Source organism: Streptomyces sulfonofaciens, from assembly GCF_014656295.1.
GTDB classification, from domain to species: Bacteria; Actinomycetota; Actinomycetes; order Streptomycetales; family Streptomycetaceae; genus Streptomyces; species Streptomyces sulfonofaciens.
On record NZ_BNCD01000003.1, the window covers coordinates 121,664 to 139,779 of the forward strand.

Genomic DNA, 18,116 nt, shown 5'->3' on the forward strand with positions numbered 1-18,116 from the left:
CGTGGCGAGCGCCGAAGCACGATGCCGACCTCTACAAGGAGAGGAACACCGTCGAAGCGCCTGATCAGAAGGCTGAAAGCCTGGCGGGTATCGCCACCCGCCACGACAAGACCCCCGAGAGCTACCTCGCCGGCCTTCATCTCCGCGCCTCCATGATCTGGAGCACGGACCTCACGCGAACCACTTGATCGCGACTCGCTACGCGCTCTAGTTCTTATTCAGGGTTCGGGTCACGCCCGCGACGACGGCTGTGGTGAGCACCCAGCCGGCGGCGATCAGTACGTAGGCCAGCCACTGGGGGCCAGTGTCCGTCCAGTACCAGTCAGTGCGCTGGCCTAGACCGCCGATGGGAATCAGCAGGTCGAGGGTATAGACGAAGGACTGGAACGGGGTGCCTTCGCCCGGCTTCACCGGGGTCGGATCGTGGGTCCCGAAGACCAGCGTGCCGAGCAGGGCCAGTGCGATGAGCCACAGGCCGGCCAGCCACGGGCGGTAGCCGTAGCCAACGGTGGTATCCAGCAGATGTCCCCACACACGTCCGGCCGGGTGCAGCGTGCGGTGGCGGTGACGCTGCTTCGCCAAGAGCACCCGGCGCGCGTCGTTGTCGTGGCCGATCTGCCGGTACCAGCCCGCGAGTTGCTCGTACGGCTGCGGGGCGTAGCCGGGATTCCGACGGATCCACGCCAGGCGACGTGCCACCTCGTCCTCTGCGGGCGTCCTGTCCCCCTCGGGCATTCCGCCTTCTCCTGCAGCCCCGTCTTCCGCGGACGTCGTCTCCCCGAAACCGATGGAGCCGTACGTAAACCCTTCCAGCCGCACTTGCTCCGGCCAGCCTCGCTCGCTGTCCCGGCACCAGGCGACTTGTGCGAACCGGAGATCCACCGCTCCCGAGGGTGGTGCGGCGGGTCTGAAGTCGAAGTCCCCGACCTGCATCCCTGTGCAGACCAAGGCGGTGCCGTCCCCGTCAAGATGTGCTCCCTCGAAGGTCAGCAGGTCCTCTATGCGAGCCCTTCGCAGCCGTACGACCCCCTGCGCGGTGAACCCGTGGGAACAGTCCACGGTCGAGGTGGCCACATGGCCTGCGGCGAGTGCAACGCCACCGGGGTTCTCCAGCCGCGCGCCCTGCAGCAACAGGCCCCTGGGCAACTGGGCGCCAGGCAGCCGCAGCCCGCCCTGCGTGATAAGTCGTGCGCCGAAGAAGCCGCCTTCCATGACGAGGCCGCTCGCCCGCACCGCCACTTCGGGGCCCGAGATCCTGGCGTCCGCCAGGTGCAGATTCCCGGCCACACGGGCGTTGATGAGTATGAGAGGGCCGCCTTCCAGGACCGACCGCCTCAGGTCCAGATCACCCTCAATCCGGACGAGCTCGGCGCTGATCCCGGGAACCAGGCTGTTCGTGATCCTGATCGTCCGGGTCGTGGCCCCGTGCAGGCTCATCGCCTGCTCCAGCCGGCAGCCCTCGAGCGAGAACGTGTGGCAGATCTCCGCTCCGGACAGGTCCAGACGGCCGGTGATCCGCGCACCGGCGAGCCGCAGGGCGGCGACGGCGCCGGACCGCTGGTCGTTCGCACCAAGCAGCAGTGCCTTCACGACAGCCGCGCGAACCGAGCGTTCGGGGCCCCACTGGCCACCTGCGGCGGGTTCGTCCGCCTCGGGCATGCCCGCACGCAGCTCCACTCGACGCCCGTTGGGGAAGGCGTCCCACAGCTCGCGTTCCGGCGGGGTCAACTCGTCGTAGGACAGCACACATTCAGGGTAATGACGTGCTCGTCGACTCTACTTGCCTTGTCTCCTACCAAGCGGAGCCTGATTCATTCTGTTAGGACTTCCAAGAAGTCAACGCCGTCCCGCCCCGCGAGGAGAGTGCCGCGGTGGAGTGGATGAGGGGGCGGCAAGTCTCCTGCTCGTAGGGGTTCTGGGGATGCGGGCGGCCGCTTCCGCAGCCAGCAGGTCCGGGCCAGGTCCCGGGTGGCTGGCGCCGCGTTCCAGCAGGTGCGGCCCTGCGACCGGCAGCGCGTCCAGCCCGGCCGCAGAGTGTCACCGTCAGCTCGACACTTCCTCCCGTCGCCGGTCATCGCCGGCTGCGGCAGGGATGGCGTTGTCGATGAGGACGGCGGCGATGGCGGCGGCGGTGGGGAAGGCGTCGGCGTCAAGGACCCGGGTGCGGGCCGCGGCGCCGTCGATGAGCAGCGCGAGTTGCTCGCCGAGCTGTTCAGGGTCGGCGGCGCCGGCTTCGCGGGCGGTGTCGGCGAGCCGCGCGGCGACGGCCTTTTTGTAGTCGCGCGCGTACTGGGACGCGGGGTGTCGGGGGTCGTGGAGCTCGACGGCGGCGGCGATGTAGGGGCACAGGGGGGTGGTGGGGGGGATGTCGAAGGCGGCGAGGAGCCGTTCGCGGGGCGTGAGGTCGGTGCGGTCGAACACGCCGGGCAGAACGGAGGGGTCGAACCGGCGCAGGTACTCGGCGACGAGTTCGTCCTTGCTGGGGAAGTGCTGGTAGGCCGTGCGCTTGGACACCTCGGCCGCCGCGCAGAGCTGGTCCATGCCGGTGCGGTTGATGCCCTGCTCGCGGAACAGCCGCTGGGACGCGCTGAGGATGCGCTCGCGGGCGCCCCGGCCGCGGCGGCGGCCCGTGGGGCCCTTCTCCAACTCCGTCATGGGGTCCATGGTACCGCAGCCGGATAACGACCGGTGTACATAGTTTGCATCCCGGCCGCCCGCCACATACGGTAAGCACACCAGGCGGTGTACTTAACACCGTCATCCCAGGTGCACACGGCACCACCGACCCAAGGGAGCAACCATGGGGAAGCTTGACGGCAAGGTCGCGGTCATCACCGGCGGCACCACCGGCATGGCACTGGCCGGCGCGAAGCTGTTCGTCGACGAGGGAGCACACGTCTTCATCACCGGCCGCCGCCAGGACGCCCTGGACGAGGCCGTGAAGCAGATCGGCCGCAACGTCACCGGCGTCCAGGGCGACGCCGCCGACCTGGACGACCTGGACCGCCTGTACGACACCGTCAAGCGGGAGAAGGGCAGCCTCGACGTGCTGTGGGCCAGCGCCGGCGGCGGCGAGCCCGCCCCTCTCGGCGAGATCACCGAGGCCCAGTTCGACACCTGGTTCGGGCTCAACGCCCGCGGCACCCTGTTCACCGTCCAGAAGGCCCTCCCGCTCTTCAACGACGGCGGCTCCATCCTCATGACCGGCTCCAACGCCTCCCTCGGCGCCTTCCCCGGCTGGAGCGTCTACGCCGGCAGCAAGGCCGTCCAGCAGGCCTGGGCCCGGATCTGGCTCAACGAGCTCAAGGACCGCCGCATCCGCGTCAACGTCCTGACCCCCGGCCAGGTCGCCACCGCCAAGCAGGAAGAACTCTTCGACGAGGCCACCAAGCGCCAGTTCGAGTCCCTCATCCCCCGCGGCCAGATGGGACGCCCCGACGAGATCGCCACCGCCGCCCTCTTCCTCGCCTCCGACGACTCCAGCTACGTCAACGGCATGGAACTCGTCGCCGACGGCGGCACCACCGCCATCTGAACCGGACAACACACAACCAGGACAGGACATCTCATGAGCAACATCAGCATCATCGGCACCGGGAACATGGCCCGCACCATCGGCGCGCGGGCGATAGCGGGCGGCAACACCGTCGAGGTCATGGGCCGCAATCAGCCCAAGGCCGCCGACCTGGCCAAGGCTCTCGGCGGCGGCGCCACGACGGGAGAATGGGGCACCGCCCCGGCCGGGGACATCGTCATCGTGGCCCTGTTGCACGACGGTGTCGTGCCGGCCGTCGCCCAGTACGGAGACGCTCTCGCGGGCAAGGTCATCGTCGACATCAGCAACCCCTTCAATTCCACGTTCGACGGACTGGCCCACCGCGAGCAGACCTCGATCGCGCAGGAAGTCGCCAAGGCCGCCCCGGCCGGCGCCAGCGTGGTGAAGGCGTTCAACACCATCTTCCGCCATGTCCTGGAGAAGGGTCGGCCCGACGTCTTCCTCGCCGGCGACAATGCGCAGGCCAAGGCACGTGTGGAGGCGTTCGTCGAGAGCCTCGGGCTGCGCCCGCTGGATGTCGGCGGCCTGAGGATGGCGCACTGGCTGGAAGGCGCGGGCGTGGTCACGGTGGGCCTCGCCAACCACGGGGTGGGGAACCTGGACTTCGCCCTCGGCATCACCGAGCTTCCCGTCTCCGAGTAAACGGTTGACGGATCACCTAGAGGACTCGTCATGAAGCTTGGTTTCACACTTCCCATCATCGGGCCCGCCATCAGCAGCGCCGCTGGCCTGAGCGCCTTTTGCCGCGGAATCGAGGACCTCGGCTACGACACGCTGTGGGTCGGCGATCGCCTGGTTCAGCCGGTCGATATGCACAGCATCTATCCGGGCAGGGAGCAGCCGTACCCGCCGCAGATGAAGCGCTATCTCGACCCGGTGCTGCTGTGGACCGTCGCCGCGACGGCGACCAGCCGGGTGCGGCTGAATGCCAGCACGCTCAGCACCTTCTACTGGGAGCCGCCGCACCTGGCCCGGATGCTGACCACGCTCGACGTGCTCAGCGACGGCCGTCTCGAAGTCGGCGTGGGACTCGGGTGGATGAAGGACGAGCACGACATCTCCCGCAGCGCGGACTGGCGCCGGCGCGGGCGGATGCTCGATGACCTGCTGGCGTTCCTGCACGAGTGGTGGACGACCAACCCGGTCTCCTGGGACAGCGAGTTCTTCTCGCTGCCGCCGGTCCACGCCGACCTGCGCCCGGTGCAAGCGGGCGGGCCGCCCATCTGGATCGGCGGCGCCAGCGAGGCCGCGATGCGCCGGGTCGGCCGCAGGGCCACCGGCTGGCTCGGGGTCGATTTCCTCCCGGACGAGGTCGCCGACCACTTGTGGTCGCTCGCGCGCCAGGCGGCGCAGGAGGCCGGCCGCGATCCCGACGCGCTGAAGAAGGCCATACGTATCAACCTCGAACCGGGCACGACCGTTGATTCGCTGGCCGACAAGCTCAAGCGCTTCGCCGAATCCGGTGCGGACGAGGCGTTCGTGGACGCCTTCGCACCGTTCCCCGGCCTTGACCAGATGCTTGACTTCGCCGGCCAGGTGATCGCGCGCACCGGTCGGTTGTGACCACCCAGGAACCGGACGACCAGGGACGTCCTCGCCTGCTCGTCCGCCGACAACGCGGTGCCGAACAGCCCGCTCGGCGATGAGCCGCTCCTCAGCCGTGAGTCCGTCGTGGAAGCCGGACGGACTGTCCACGGACTGGCGGACCTCACCTACAAGGAAGGAGATGCTCAGCAGCGAGATCGCGGCAGGCGATGACCGGTCCCGACCGACCGTCCGAGTTCTTCGGTCGCAGGGGTTCGAGGCCGTGACCGGGGCGTGTACCGGCGGTTCTGGATATCGGTGAGGGCCTCTCCCCGGCCTCGGAGGGGCCTCACCCGGTCATTCGGTCAGATCCGTCCCGGCTCCGTCCGTCGGGTTCGAGGCGGCGGGGGATGCCGGTCAGAGGTCGGTCGGCGGCGGGCCTCTCATCGGACCGTTGCTCGTTAGGCTGATCACATGGCCCTCACACTCTCCCTGAACTATCCCGCCGCGATAGCCGTGGGACACAAGATCGAGGTCACCGAGTTCGCCGACACACGGCCGGAGAAGAAGAGGCACAAGCGCCTGACCTGGGCCGACGCTTGCTTGTACCCGGTCGTTCGCGACCTGGACACCGGCATCCGCTACATGAGCCACGTGCACGCCAGCCGGGGGGAGAACGGCGGGCTCATCATCGACCCGTATCCGCTGGCGCCCCGCAGCGACCTGCCGGTGAGCCGCGTCTACCACGCAGTGGTGAAGGCGTGCACGCTCGTGCTGGTGGACGCCTTCGACAACCAGTACACGACCCTGCTCGTGGAACCGGTGGAGTGATTCCCGGCAGCGTGGTCCTCGTTGAGCGCCCCCCGGGGCCGGGAGCACGGCGCACCCGCTCCCCCGGACGGCCGGTTGCGCCCGCGGCGTCGCCGGCCGCCCCGTGCGGCCTCCGCCGTGCTCACGCCCTCGCGGCAGGCGGCACCCGCGAGCCCGAGATGGACGAGCGGCACGGCCGGGCGTGCCGCCCGGGCCCAAGTCTCGTGGTGGGGCGCAGGAAAGCTGTCGCGGCGGGAGTAGGTATGCGGCCCTGCCCGGATGGGCGCTCCCCTCGCCAGTGAGCGTGCAAGCGGTGGACCGGGGAGCCAGCCCGCGGAGAACCACCCCGCCGTGCCGCGTACCCGGCCGCGGCGGCGGGGCCCGTCCCCCCCGCCGGCGCCGGGCGGCCGACCGCCCGGCGCCGGTCCGGCATTCCTCCTCCGCCGGTGACGCATATCTGATGCCGCGAGAGGAGAAAAAGCGACCCGCTCGGCAGAGTGCCGGGACACCCGCAAAACCGGGAAGTGGGTGCCGCGCGCGATCACCCGCCCTGTGCTACCGTTAATGTCAGTTGCAGTTGTGGTTCCCAGGAGCTTCAAGTGCTCTCACTGGTCCATCCGTACCGGTGGGGGTGCTTTTGTTTTTTCGGGTCAGTGCTTTCCGGTTTTTCCGGTGCTCTCCGGACGGGGCAATCATCACGGCGACGCTGAGCTCGCACAGTGCGCGCCCAGGACACCACCCCCGTTAGGAGACTGACATGGCTACCGGTACCGTGAAGTGGTTCAACGCGGAAAAGGGCTTCGGCTTCATCGAGCAGGACGGCGGCGGCGCCGACGTGTTCGCCCACTACTCGAACATCGCCACCCAGGGCTTCCGCGAGCTGCGTGAGGGCCAGAAGGTGACCTTCGACGTCACCCAGGGCCAGAAGGGCCCGCAGGCGGAGAACATCATCCCCGCCTGACGCTGGCGCGTACGACGTAGCTGGGGCCCGCACCTGAAGGGTGCGGGCCCCAGCTCGTTTGCTTCCTCCGGTTCCCTGTGTGTCGGTTCCTTCTGACACAACGGCAGGACGCATTCTGTTTGAATTTTGTTTTCCCGGCTCGTACCTGCAATTCTCCATGCGGCACACCGCTGCCCGGGAATTCCTCGTCACGTGCCGCATCGAGGAAGGTTCTGCATGAACCGCACAGGTCGCGCGAAAGACCGCCACTCCCGCGGCGGCGGCTCCGCCGGGTCCGCACACGGCGGCGGCTTCCGCTCACGCTCCCCCCGCCGCTCGGCCGCGGGCCGTTCCGAGGGCCCCGGCCGTTCCGGTGGACACGGGCGCCGCCCCGCACGCCCGGCCGAATTCGCACTGCCGGTCACTTCCACCCCCGCGCTGCCCGCGGTGGCGGCGTTCGACGAGCTGGACATACCAGCGTCCCTGCTGGCGGCCCTCGGCGCAGAAGGCGTGGCCGTACCGTTCCCGATCCAGGCGGCAACCCTCCCGAACGCGCTGGCCGGGCGGGACGTACTGGGCCGCGGACGCACCGGCTCCGGCAAGACGCTGGCCTTCGGGCTCGCGCTGCTGGCCCGCCTGGCCGGCCGCCGCGCCGAGCCCCGCCAGCCGCTCGCACTGATCCTGGTGCCCACCCGGGAGCTGGCCCAGCAGGTCACCGACGCGCTCGCCCCGTACGCCCGGCCGCTGAGGCTGCGGACGGCCACCGTGGTCGGCGGTCTGTCGATCAGCCGTCAGGCCGGGGCCCTGCGCAGCGGGGCGGAGGTCGTCGTCGCCACCCCGGGACGGCTGAAGGACCTCATCACACGCGGCGACTGCCGCCTCGACCAGGTCGACATCACCGTGCTCGACGAGGCCGACCAGATGGCCGACATGGGCTTCATGCCGCAGGTCACCGCGCTCCTCGACCAGGTGCGCCCCGGCGGTCAGCGCATGCTGTTCTCCGCCACCCTGGACCGCAACGTCGACCTCCTGGTACGCCGCTACCTGACCGACCCGGTGGTCCACTCCGTCGATCCCCCGGCAGGGGCGGTCACCACGATGGAGCACCATGTGCTGTACGTCCAGGAGACCGACAAGCAGGCCGTCACCATCGAGATCGGTGCCCGCGACGCCAGCGTGATCATGTTCCTGGACACCAAGCGCTCCGTGGACCGCCTGACCAAGGCCCTGCTGCACAACGGCGTCCGCGCCGCCGGACTGCACGGGGGCAAGTCGCAGTCCCAGCGGACCCGGACCCTGGAGCAGTTCAGGACCGGGCACGTCACCGTGCTGGTGGCCACGAACGTCGCCGCCCGCGGCATCCACGTCGACCACCTCGACCTGGTGGTCAACGTCGACCCGCCGAGCGACCACAAGGACTACCTGCACCGAGGCGGACGCACCGCCCGCGCCGGTGCGTCCGGCAGCGTCGTCACCCTGGTGATGCCCCACCAGCGCCGCGACATGACCCGGCTGATGTCCGACGCGGGCATCACCCCGGGGACCGCGCAGGTGAGCTCCGGTGCGGCCGAGCTGAGCCGCATCACCGGTGCGCAGGCCCCGTCGGGCGTTCCCGTCACCATCACCGCACCGGTCGTCGAGCGTGCCAAGCCCCGGACGCCTTCGCAGCGCAGCCGTCGCGGCCGCACCGCACAGACCCGCCGGTCCACCGGCTCGACCCGGACGCCACGCGGTACGGACGGACGGTAGCCCGCCCCGGGCACGGCCCGCCGGATGCCGTGTACCCGGCGACGACGGGCCGGTGCCCCGTGGAAACGGGTTGCGGCGCCGGGGGCGGCCCGGCTTCACTCGGGTCCATGACCGCTCCGGGGACGGAACCAGCGGACCGCACCGATTCGTACTTCGTCTGCGGCACCCCGCGCACCGGCAGCTCGCTGCTGCTCGGACTGCTGGAGTCCACCGGTGTCGCGGGGCACCCGCAGGCGTACTTCCGTGCACCGGACGAACCGCTGTGGGCCGAGCGCTGGGGAATCCGGCGCGGCGCCGGGGGCCGCTTCGACTACGCGGAGTTCGTGCGGGCCGCGCCGGCCGCGGGCCGGACCGGGAACGGCGTCTTCGGGGCCAAGCTGATGTGGGGCACGCTGGACGAGGTGGTCGCCAAGCTCGGTGCGGTCCACCCCGGCCTTGCCGGCCGGGACACCGCACTGCTGGAGCGGGCGTTCGGGCGGACGCGGTTCGTGTACCTGCGGCGCGTCGCACAGGCCGTGTCCTGGCTCCGCGCGGAGCAGACCGGCGTCTGGTACCTCGGCGGCGGCGGCGAGATCGGCGGCGCCGCGGGCAGCGGCCGACCGCCCCGCTTCGACCGGAACCGCATCGACGAACTGGTCCGGGTGATCGGTGAGCACAATGCGGCCTGGGAGGCGTGGTTCCACACCTGGGGCGTCCGGCCCCACCCGGTCCGCTACGAGGACCTGGACGCCGACATGGCCGGTGTCACGGCGGGCGTCCTCGACTTCCTCGGCCTTCCCCTGCCCGACCCGGACGCCGTCGCGCCCCGGCACGACCGTCAGGCCGACGCGCTCAACGCCTCCTGGCTCGACCGCTTGAGGACAGCATCCCCCGGGCCGTGCCCACCGGACAGCCCCGCGGCGCGCCCCGGGCACCCACCACCGCCTTCCGCACCGGCCCCCTCCGCACCAGCCGCACCCCTCTCCGCGGCGCAGGACTCACGCCCTTCCACCACGGAGGGGTGACGGAACGCCTCGGGGCGGCGCGGGGTCCGTCCTCGACCAGCCGCGGATCCGGCATACCCGCTCTTCCGCGCACGCGTTGACGCGCGCAAGTCGAAGCACGACGGAGCACACCGGCACCGGCGGCGTCGTCCGGGCCCATGGGCCCCGGGCGCACGCGCGGGCTGCGCCGCGGCCCGGGCCGTCGCGGACGGCCGGGGCCGCGGTGCGCGTGCGTGGCGTCAGTTCGTGCGCAGGCGCTTCCAGGGGCCCGTGATCGCCAGCATGATGCCGGGCGTCTGGATGTTGGTGTACAGCGTCCTGCCGTCCGGGGAGAAGGTCACGCCGGTGAACTCGCTGTACTCCGGCTCCTCGGCGGTGCCGATGTTCAGTTCGTTGCGCGCGATCGGGTAGGTGCTGCCGCTCTCGGTGGCTCCGAAGAGGTGCTGCACGCCCTCGCCGTCCTCCGCGATGACCAGGCCCCCGTACGGCGAGACGGTGATGTTGTCGGGGCCGTCGAAGGCGCCGTCGACCGACGGGTCGGGGTTCACGGCCAGCAGCACCTTCAGGGTGAGGGTGCGGCGGCGCGGGTCGTAGAACCAGACCTGCCCGTCGTGCTGGACCGGGCTCTCCGCACGGGCGTAGGAGGAGACGATGTACGCGCCGCCGTCCGCCCACCACATGCCCTCCAGCTTGCGGGCCCGGGTGATCTCACCGTCCGCGAACTGCTTGCGCACCGAGACCGTGGTGGCGTCCCGGTCGGGCACGTCCACCCAGTCGACGCCGTAGACCGTGCCTGTCCGGGTGGCGCGGGACAGGTCGTCCACGAACCGGCCGCCGGCGTCGTAGCACTTGGGCGCCTGGAGCACACCGGCGTCGTCGGCGAGGGTGCGCAGCCGGCCGCGGCCGTGCCGGAAGCCGTGCGGCGGGGTCCAGCGGTACAGCAGGCCGTTGGGGCCGGCTGCGTCCTCGGTGAGGTAGAGGTGGCCGCGCGCCGGGTCGACGACGACGGCCTCGTGGGCGTAGCGGCCGAGGGCCTTGATGGGCTTGGGGGCCCGGTTGGCGCGGCGGTCGGCCGGGTCCACCTCGAAGACGTAGCCGTGGTCCTTGGTCATCTCGTTCTGACCGGCCCGGTCCTCGGTCTCCTCGCAGCTCAGCCAGGTGTCCCAGGGGGTACGGCCGCCCGCGCAGTTGGTGCTGGTGCCGGCGAGGCCGACCCATTCCGCGACCTGGCCGCCGGGCCGCACCTCGACGACCGTGCAGCCGCCCGCGGCGCCCGGGTCGTACACCAGGTCCTCGGTGAGCGGCACCGGGTGGGGCCAGTCGGAGCGGGGGCCCGCGAGCTCGTGGTTGTTGACCAGCAGGGTGGTGCCGCGGGGACCGGCGAAGGTGGCGGTGCCGTCGTGGTTCGACGGGGTCGACTCGCCGGATTCGAGCGTGGTCACCCCGGTGCGGGTGATGACGCGGTACGAGAAACCGGCCGGCAGCGCGAGCAGGCCCGCCGGGTCGTCCGCCAGGGGGCCGTAGCCGACTCCGCCGCCGTGGCCGCCGTGGCCGTCCTGGCCGTGGTCGCCGTGCTCCGTCTCCTGCGCGGCCAGGGCACCGGGGGCGGTGGCGAGCACTCCGGCGCTGCCGACCAGGGCGACTCCGGCTCCGGTGATCGCGGAACGTCTGGCGAATTCCCTGCGGGTGAGCGACATGCCTTCTCCTGAGAAGTCAAGGCCGTAGGCCGTGAGGTGAACCGTGGGAAGAGAACCGTGAGGGGCGGCGCTGTGAAACGGATTCGGCACACGGTTACGCGCTCGGGCGAACGCCGGTTGAACGGCCGTCGACGGGCAGGGGCCGTACGAAGGGCGTTCGCTATACGATTGCTTTACCCCCGATTGACTCCGCTTGTACCCAGGATCGGGAAAACGGGTCGCCGGTCTCAGGGCCGGTGCTGGGAGCGCGCCTTGAAGGCCGCCTTGCGGGCCTCCTTGGCGATGCGCTTGTCCGGGTGCAGCCGGCCCATGGCTTCCAGGACCCTGGTGGTGGCGGGGTGGTCGACGCGCCAGGCGGTGTCGAAGAAACCGCTGTGCTGCCGCGCCAGCCCCTCCACCAAACCCTGCAACTCCTCGGAGTTGCCCTCGGCGGCGAGCTGGGCCGCGAGGGTGTCGATGGTCAGCCAGAAGATCAACGACTCGGTGGGAGCCGGCACGTGGGCCGCGCCCTTCTCGGTGAGCCACACCCGTGCCAGGCCCCCGAGTTCGGGGTCGTCGAGCACCTCCCGCAGGGCGGGCTCGGCCTCGGTGCCGACCAGGGACAGCGCCTGCTGACAGCGCAACCGCCGCAGGGGCGCGCCGTCGTCGTCGCCGCGCGCCGCGGCCAGCAGCTCGCGCGCGCCTGCGAGGGGCTCATGGCGCGCGAGCCACTGCTCGATCTCCTCCTGGGCCGCGGCCTGCGGGAAGGCCGCCGTGCCGTGCAGCAGCGCGTCGGCTCCCTTGCCCGCGAGGTCGCCGACGACGGGTGCCTGGAAGCCGGCGTCCAGGAGGCGGGTGCGCAGTCCGAAGCGGCCCAGCGCGGTGAGGCGGACCAGGCCGTACCGGGTGACGTCGGTGTCGTCCGGCTCACCGGCCCGTTCCGTGTCCTGCCCGTCGCCGCCCGCCGTCCCGCCCTCGGCCATCAGCGCCTCGTCGACCGGCCGGAACTCCACCAGCCCCACCGGCTCCAGCATCCGGAACTGCTCGTCGAGCCGCATCATCGCCTCCGACACCTGCTCCAGGACGTCGTCGGTCGGCTCGGGCATGTCATCGGGCACGATCATGGACGCGGCGAGCGCCGGCAGTGGCACCGGACCGTCCTCGCTCACCGAGAGCAGATACAGATTGCCCAGCACGCCGTCGAGGAACTCGGCCTCGGCGGCCCGCTCCGCGCCGCCGGCCGCCGGTTCGGCGAAGCCCTCGTCGCCGTCCAGGTCGAGCACGCCCGCCTCGGCGATCACGCTCTCCATCGCGCCCAGCCACAGCCGCAGGACGTCCTTCGGCGACCCGGAGGTCAGCAGGGCGAGCTCGGCGCCCGCTCCGACGCCGTCCGCCCCGTCCCCGATCTCCACGAGACCGGTGGCCACGGCGACGCGCCATGCCTCGTCGGCGAGGGCGACACCCTCCGTGTCCGCGTCGAGTCCCAGCTCCGCCGCCGCGGCGGGGAGTTGCTCGTCGAGCAGTTCGCCACCCGCGCCCACGCGCGTACCGGGTCCCGCCCAGCGGGCGAGCCGTGCCGCGCGGGTCAGCACCGGGGCGGCCAGCGCGTCCCGCGCCAGCTCCGCTTCCGTGTGCAGCCGTACCGGGGGCAGGGGGGAGCGGTCTGACATCGGCTGGATCTCCTCGGAAGGTGCGGGTCGCCCCGCTCAGCCTAGACGGCTCAGGCACCTTCTCGGGCACGCACCGCCTCCACCGCAGGCACCGCCTGCACCGCACGCGCCGACGCACGCACGGGGACCGGGCCGGCCACTGGTCCACCGGTCCACCGGGGCCCCTTCGGCCGGTTCACGGTCCCGTCGGCGTCCGTACATCGGGCACACCTTGACAACTCCCCGGCGACAGAAGAGATTGACGCGCGTAGACGCTCGTCTGTTCCCGTTCCGCGACTCCGTCCGCGTCCCGACCGCCGTCTCCCCGCCCGCCGCAGCACCTCCCGCATGCACGCCCTCCCGGCCCTCCGGCCCCCGGCGTGCCACCCCCGACCTCGTACCCGAACCGTCCCACCTCCCCGGAGGCATCCCTTGCCCAGCAGGAAGTCGTCGCGGCTCGCCGCGCTCACCGTCGCCGCCGTCTGCTCCACCGTGACCTGCGCGGTCCTCGCCCCGCCCGCCGGCGCGACGCCGTCCGCGGCGGACGGGCCCCTCGCGGACCAGGTCCGCATCCACGACGTGCAGGGCGGCACGCGCATATCCCCGCTCGCGGGTGAGCAGGTCACGAACGTGCCCGGTGTGGTGACCGGGGTGCGGACGTACGGCTCGTCCAAGGGGTTCTGGTTCCAGGACCCGCAGCCGGACGGCGACCCGGCCACCAGCGAGGGCGTCTTCGTCTACACCGGCGGGGCCCCGAAGGTCGCCGTCGGCGACGCGGTGCAGGTCTCCGGGACCGTCTCGGAGTACGTGCCGGGCGGCACCTCGTCGGGGAACCAGTCGGTCACCGAGATCGGCAAGCCGGTGGTGACCGTGGTGTCCGCCGGCAATCCGCTGCCCGAGGCGGTCACCCTCGACGCGCGCACGGTGCCCGACGCCTACGCGCCGGCCGGCGACCCGGCCGCCCAGGGCTCCGTCAACGCCCTGCCGCTGCGGCCGACGCGGTACGCGCTCGACCGCTACGAGTCGCTGGAGGGCATGAACGTCCGGATCGGCTCCTCACGCGTGGTCACGGGTACCGACCCGTACGCCGAGCTGTGGGTGACGGTCAAGCCGCACGAGCACCCCGACCCGCGTGGCGGCACGGTCTACGGCTCGTACACGGCGCAGAACACCGGCCGGCTGCAGATCCAGTCCCTGATCCCCACCGCCCAGCAGCCCTTCCCCACCGCCGACGTGGGCCAGACCCTGAGCGGCACGAGCGCGGGTCCCCTGGACTACAACGAGTTCGGCGGCTACACGCTGGCGGCCCGGACCCTGGGAACGGTCACCGGTGCCGCACCCGCCCGTGAGGTCACCCGCAAGCAGCGCACCGGCGAGCTGGCCGTGGCCACGTACAACGTGGAGAACCTGGCCGCGACCGACCCGCAGGAGAAGTTCGACCGGCTCGCGGACGGCGTGGTGGCGCACCTGTCGTCGCCGGACGTGGTGGCGCTGGAGGAGATCCAGGACAACAACGGGGCCACCGACGACGGCACGGTGGCCGCCGACCGGACGGTGCGCAGGTTCCTCGACGCGGTGGTGGCCGCGGGCGGGCCGCACTACGAGTGGCGCTCCATCGACCCCGTCGACAAGGCCGACGGCGGCGAGCCGGGCGGCAACATCCGCCAGGGCTTCCTCTTCAACCCCGCGCGCGTCTCGTTCACGGACCGGCCCGGCGGCGACGCGACCACCCCGGTCGAGGTGACGAGGACGGCCGGCGGTGCGCCCGCGCTGAGCGCCTCCCCCGGCCGCATCGACCCCGCGAGCGGCGCCTGGCAGGACAGCCGCAAGCCGCTCGCGGGCGAGTTCGTCTTCCACGGCCGCACGGTCTTCGTGATCGCCAACCACTTCACCTCCAAGGGCGGGGACCAGGCGCTGAGCTCGCAGTACCAGCCGCCGTCGCGCAGCTCGGAGACCGAGCGCCACCAGCAGGCTGACGAGGTGAACGCCTTCGTCAAGCGCATCCTCGCGATCCGGAAGGACGCGGACGTACTGGCGCTCGGCGACATCAACGACTTCGAGTTCTCCGGCACCGCGCACCGCCTCGAAGCGGACGGCGCGCTCTGGTCGGCGATCAAGTCCCTGCCGAAGCGGGAGCGTTACACCTACGACTACCAGGGCAACAGCCAGGTGCTCGACCAGATCCTGGTGAGCCCCGCGGTGCGCAGGGGTGCGTTCTCCTACGACAGCGTGCACATCAACGCGGAGTTCGCGGACCAGAACAGCGACCACGACCCGCAGGTGCTGCGCTTCCGCCCCTGAGACCGAACGCCGCGCGGCCGCCCCATCAGACGGTGCGGCCGCCCGACGGGTGGCCGGGGCGGCCGGGCGGCGGCCCTCCCGCCCCGCGGCGCGAAAGGGCGCGGCTCATGCGAAGGCCCGGGCGAGCCACTCCTCCCAAGCGGCGCCGTTGCGCTCGCCGTCCGCTCCGGGCGCGAAGTCGTGGACGCTGACGCCGACCGGAGCACCCCACCGGTTGCGTCCGAAGAAGCGGTAGAGGGCCGTGCCGGTGCGCAGTCCGATGAAGTGCGGGGTGCGGTAGTCGACCACGGCGTCGAGGGGTTCGGGGCCCCGGGCACGGACCTCGGTGCCCTCCCCCGCGTCCTCGGCGAGGCCCAGCGCGCGGCCGACGGCCGTGAAGGCGTCCGGCGCGGCGGACGCCCCCGGGCCCTGCACCGTGGCGAACGCGACGGGGCGGCCGGAGAAGTGGGCCAGGTACTGGCGCAGCGTGTGGAGGTAGAAGTCGGTGTGCTGGTTCGCGCCGTCGTACTGGTTGTCCCAGTCGTCGGTGAAGATGCCGCTGTGCACGTAGCGCACCCAGGCGCGGCGGCCGTCGTCGCGCGCCTCGATGGTGTTGTCCAGCTCGTTCAGCGTCTGGCCGCCGACGCCTTCGGGGTTCTCGACCCGGCTGGTGAGCCGGTGCCCGGGTTCCCAGCGCGTGACGGTGCCGCCGAACGGCGCGGCGCCGCCCTCGCGCGGCTCGTACTCCATCGGCCACAGCCAGCCGCCGGTGCCGGTGGTGATGGCCTCCCAGACCTGTTCGGGTGAGGCGTCCACCTCGAATGCGCGGACGATCTCGAATTCCTTCGCCATGATGACGCTCCTTGCGATCGGCTTGTGGTCGGCGGGTGGACGGGGCACGGGTCAGTCCCGCTCCTCCTGAGGGGCCGGCGCGTCGGTGTCCCGGGCCGCCGGGAGCCGTCCGGCGGCCGGACCCCCCTCGCCCGAGGTGTCCTCCACCGTGCCGGTGCCCCTGCCGACGACGGCGGTGTCCTCCTTGACGGAGGGGTGCAGGGCGACGACGACCCGGTGGTCGCGGCCGGCTGCCGCGCCGCCGTCGTGGTACTTGCGCACGAGCGCGCCGACCCCGCGGGTCAGCTCCTCGACGAAGGCGGCCCGGTCGGCGGCGGAGGCGAACCGCACCTCGGCGTCGAGCGCGAAGGTCGCGAGCGGTCTGCGGGCCCTGCCCGCGCCCACGATGAGCGCTCCGACATCCCGGACCAGCCGGGCGGCGAGGGAGAGCAGCCAGCGCGCGGAGAGCTGGTCGCGGGCGCGGCCCGGGTCCGGCTGCACGGCGCCGAGGGCGGTCGGCGAGATCACGTACGACGCGGCGGTGGCCCGCATCAGCCGCTCGGTGACGTTGCCCTTGCGGCGCTCCCCCGCCAGCTCCACCAGGCCGTGCCGCTCCAACGTCTTCAGGTGGTAGTTCACCTTCTGCCGGGGCACGCCGACCCGACCGGCGAGCATGGCGGCCGAGGCGGGCCCGGCCGCAAGCTCGGCCAGCAGCCGCAGCCGCGTCGGGTCGAGCGAGGCAGCCGCGGCCGCGGGATCCTCGATCACTGTCACATCCCACATGCCTCCACGGTCTCACCGAAAAGAATTTTTGTCCAGGACGATTGTGTTGTCGGAACGGGTGTGTCGTCCGCGAGTCGCCGGGCGCACCGGCCTGGCGCCCGGCTCCCGGCTGGCGGCAGCTACCGCTGTTCGCGCAGAGCCCCCGTGACTACAGCCGGCTCGCCCTGACCGACGCCGACTTGATCAGCCCGTGGCTGACCTGGGCGAAGTACCTCGCACACCGGCTCGCCGAGACCCGCGGCTGAGGCCGCAACATCCGCTTCGCCGTCAACCGCGGCCTGACCCTCGTCCTCACCGGCTACGTCGAGGACGACGTCATCCGGCACAGGGAGATCTTCGCCCCGCTGCGGGCCCTGGACCTACCGGTTGGCCACACCGTCGCGGTCCTGGACCAGATGGGGATCTTCGAGGATGACAGCGAACCCCTGCTTCGAGCGATGGCTCGCCGAGAGGCTGGAGGGGCTCGCACCCGGCATCCGCTCGGAGGCCGAGCGCTGGACCCGCATCCTGCGCGACGGCGGCCCGCGCAGCCTCCCGCGACGGGTGGGTACGGTCTGGCTCTACTTCAACCGAGTCCGCCCGGCCCTGCTGGAATGGTCGAACCCCTACGACCATCTGCGGGAGGTGACCCGCGTCGACGTTCTCACCTACACCAAGGCACTCCACGGCCACAAGCGGCGTGACCAACTCGTCGCCCTGCGCTCGCTGTTCACCTGGGCCAGAAGGAACGGTCTGATCTTCCGCAACCCGACCAGCCGGATCAAGGTCGGGCAATACGAGTACGCCGTGTTGCAACCACTCGTCCCAGCGCAGGTCCGCCGCTCCGTCGCGGCGGCCACCACCCCGGCGACGCGGCTCATCCTCGCCCTCGCAGCGGTCCAGGCCGCCCGGGTCGCTCGGATCGCCAACCTCATGCTCGACGACCTCGACATCGGCAACCGCCGGCTGACCATCGCCGGACGCGCCCGCCCCCTTGACGCCCTCACCTTGAAGCTGGTGCTGGACTGGCTGGAGTACCGGCGCCGTCGATGGTCGAACACCGCGAACCTCCACCTCCTGATCAACAACCAGACCGCCACGAAGACCAGCCGCGCCGGCAACCACTGGATCAGCGCCGCGATGCGCGGGCAGGACGCCACGCTGGAACGGCTCCGCGTCGATCGACAACTCGAAGAGGCCCTGACCCACGGGCCAGACCCGCTCCACCTCGCCGAGGTGTTCGGGCTCGACGAGAAAACCGCAATGCGCTACGCGGACTCCGCACGAGCACTGCTGGAACAGGCCGCTGAACAGCACCTTCGACGAAACCTGCTCGACCGCGACGCACCATGAAGG

At 71.6% G+C, this 18,116-nt stretch carries 16 protein-coding genes and 1 pseudogene; 11 read left to right on the forward strand and 6 right to left on the reverse strand.

What is annotated here, in order from left to right; translation table 11 throughout:
• Positions 1–5 precede the first annotated feature (5 nt).
• Positions 6–188, forward strand: a pseudogene (locus IE313_RS06325) (hypothetical protein); the annotation flags it as partial.
• A gap of 19 nt (positions 189–207) precedes the next feature.
• Here IE313_RS06325 and IE313_RS06330 read toward each other — a convergent pair.
• A complete protein-coding gene (locus IE313_RS06330) occupies positions 208–1,746 on the reverse strand; it encodes an oxidoreductase (protein WP_189929946.1) in 1,539 nt (512 codons plus the stop codon).
• Positions 1,747–2,043: 297 nt separating this feature from the next.
• Positions 2,044–2,655, reverse strand: a complete 612-nt coding sequence (locus tag IE313_RS06335; RefSeq protein WP_189929947.1) for a TetR/AcrR family transcriptional regulator — start codon at positions 2,653–2,655, stop codon at positions 2,044–2,046.
• 145 nt (positions 2,656–2,800) lie between these two features.
• Here IE313_RS06335 and IE313_RS06340 point away from each other — a divergent pair, with 145 nt between their 5' ends.
• The 7 genes from IE313_RS06340 to IE313_RS06370 all read left to right on the forward strand — a co-directional run bounded on the left by IE313_RS06340 (position 2,801) and on the right by IE313_RS06370 (position 9,583).
• A complete protein-coding gene (locus IE313_RS06340) occupies positions 2,801–3,535 on the forward strand; it encodes an SDR family NAD(P)-dependent oxidoreductase (RefSeq protein ID WP_037738440.1) in 735 nt (244 codons plus the stop codon).
• Between the two features lie 33 nt (positions 3,536–3,568).
• Positions 3,569–4,198: an NADPH-dependent F420 reductase gene (locus IE313_RS06345; RefSeq protein WP_189929948.1), complete on the forward strand. Its 630-nt coding sequence runs from the start codon at positions 3,569–3,571 to the stop codon at positions 4,196–4,198.
• A 30-nt stretch (positions 4,199–4,228) separates the two neighbouring features.
• Positions 4,229–5,119, forward strand: a complete 891-nt coding sequence (locus IE313_RS06350; protein ID WP_189929949.1) for a TIGR03619 family F420-dependent LLM class oxidoreductase — start codon at positions 4,229–4,231, stop codon at positions 5,117–5,119.
• A gap of 435 nt (positions 5,120–5,554) precedes the next feature.
• Entirely contained in the window at positions 5,555–5,911 is a 357-nt protein-coding gene (locus IE313_RS06355) for a hypothetical protein (protein WP_189929950.1), read from the forward strand.
• 736 nt (positions 5,912–6,647) lie between these two features.
• Positions 6,648–6,851 carry a cold-shock protein gene (locus tag IE313_RS06360; RefSeq protein ID WP_189929951.1) on the forward strand — a complete coding sequence of 68 codons (204 nt, stop codon included), beginning with the start codon at positions 6,648–6,650 and terminating at the stop codon, positions 6,849–6,851.
• A 216-nt stretch (positions 6,852–7,067) separates the two neighbouring features.
• Complete coding sequence (locus IE313_RS06365; protein ID WP_189929952.1) at positions 7,068–8,579, forward strand: DEAD/DEAH box helicase; 1,512 nt, start codon at positions 7,068–7,070, stop codon at positions 8,577–8,579.
• 107 nt (positions 8,580–8,686) lie between these two features.
• Complete coding sequence (locus IE313_RS06370; RefSeq protein ID WP_189929953.1) at positions 8,687–9,583, forward strand: Stf0 family sulfotransferase; 897 nt, start codon at positions 8,687–8,689, stop codon at positions 9,581–9,583.
• A gap of 218 nt (positions 9,584–9,801) precedes the next feature.
• On the opposite strand, the gene IE313_RS06375 is transcribed toward IE313_RS06370, so the two are convergent.
• Positions 9,802–11,259, reverse strand: a complete 1,458-nt coding sequence (locus IE313_RS06375) for an alkaline phosphatase PhoX (RefSeq protein ID WP_189929954.1) — start codon at positions 11,257–11,259, stop codon at positions 9,802–9,804.
• Between the two features lie 227 nt (positions 11,260–11,486).
• Positions 11,487–12,908, reverse strand: coding sequence for a hypothetical protein (locus tag IE313_RS06380; protein WP_189929955.1), 1,422 nt, complete (start codon positions 12,906–12,908; stop codon positions 11,487–11,489).
• 411 nt (positions 12,909–13,319) lie between these two features.
• On the opposite strand from IE313_RS06380, the gene IE313_RS06385 reads away from it, so the two are divergent.
• Positions 13,320–15,188, forward strand: a complete 1,869-nt coding sequence (locus IE313_RS06385) for a DUF8508 domain-containing protein (RefSeq protein WP_189929956.1) — start codon at positions 13,320–13,322, stop codon at positions 15,186–15,188.
• A 105-nt stretch (positions 15,189–15,293) separates the two neighbouring features.
• On the opposite strand, the gene IE313_RS06390 is transcribed toward IE313_RS06385, so the two are convergent.
• Both IE313_RS06390 and IE313_RS06395 read right to left on the reverse strand, forming a co-directional pair.
• A complete protein-coding gene (locus tag IE313_RS06390) occupies positions 15,294–16,019 on the reverse strand; it encodes an SRPBCC family protein (RefSeq protein ID WP_189929957.1) in 726 nt (241 codons plus the stop codon).
• Positions 16,020–16,070: 51 nt separating this feature from the next.
• Entirely contained in the window at positions 16,071–16,781 is a 711-nt protein-coding gene (locus IE313_RS06395) for an ArsR/SmtB family transcription factor (protein WP_189929958.1), read from the reverse strand.
• A 41-nt stretch (positions 16,782–16,822) separates the two neighbouring features.
• On the opposite strand from IE313_RS06395, the gene IE313_RS34990 reads away from it, so the two are divergent.
• Positions 16,823–17,026: a hypothetical protein gene (locus IE313_RS34990; RefSeq protein WP_229924424.1), complete on the forward strand. Its 204-nt coding sequence runs from the start codon at positions 16,823–16,825 to the stop codon at positions 17,024–17,026.
• Between the two features lie 166 nt (positions 17,027–17,192).
• Positions 17,193–18,113, forward strand: a complete 921-nt coding sequence (locus IE313_RS06400; protein WP_229924425.1) for a site-specific integrase — start codon at positions 17,193–17,195, stop codon at positions 18,111–18,113.
• Positions 18,114–18,116: the final 3 nt, after the last annotated feature.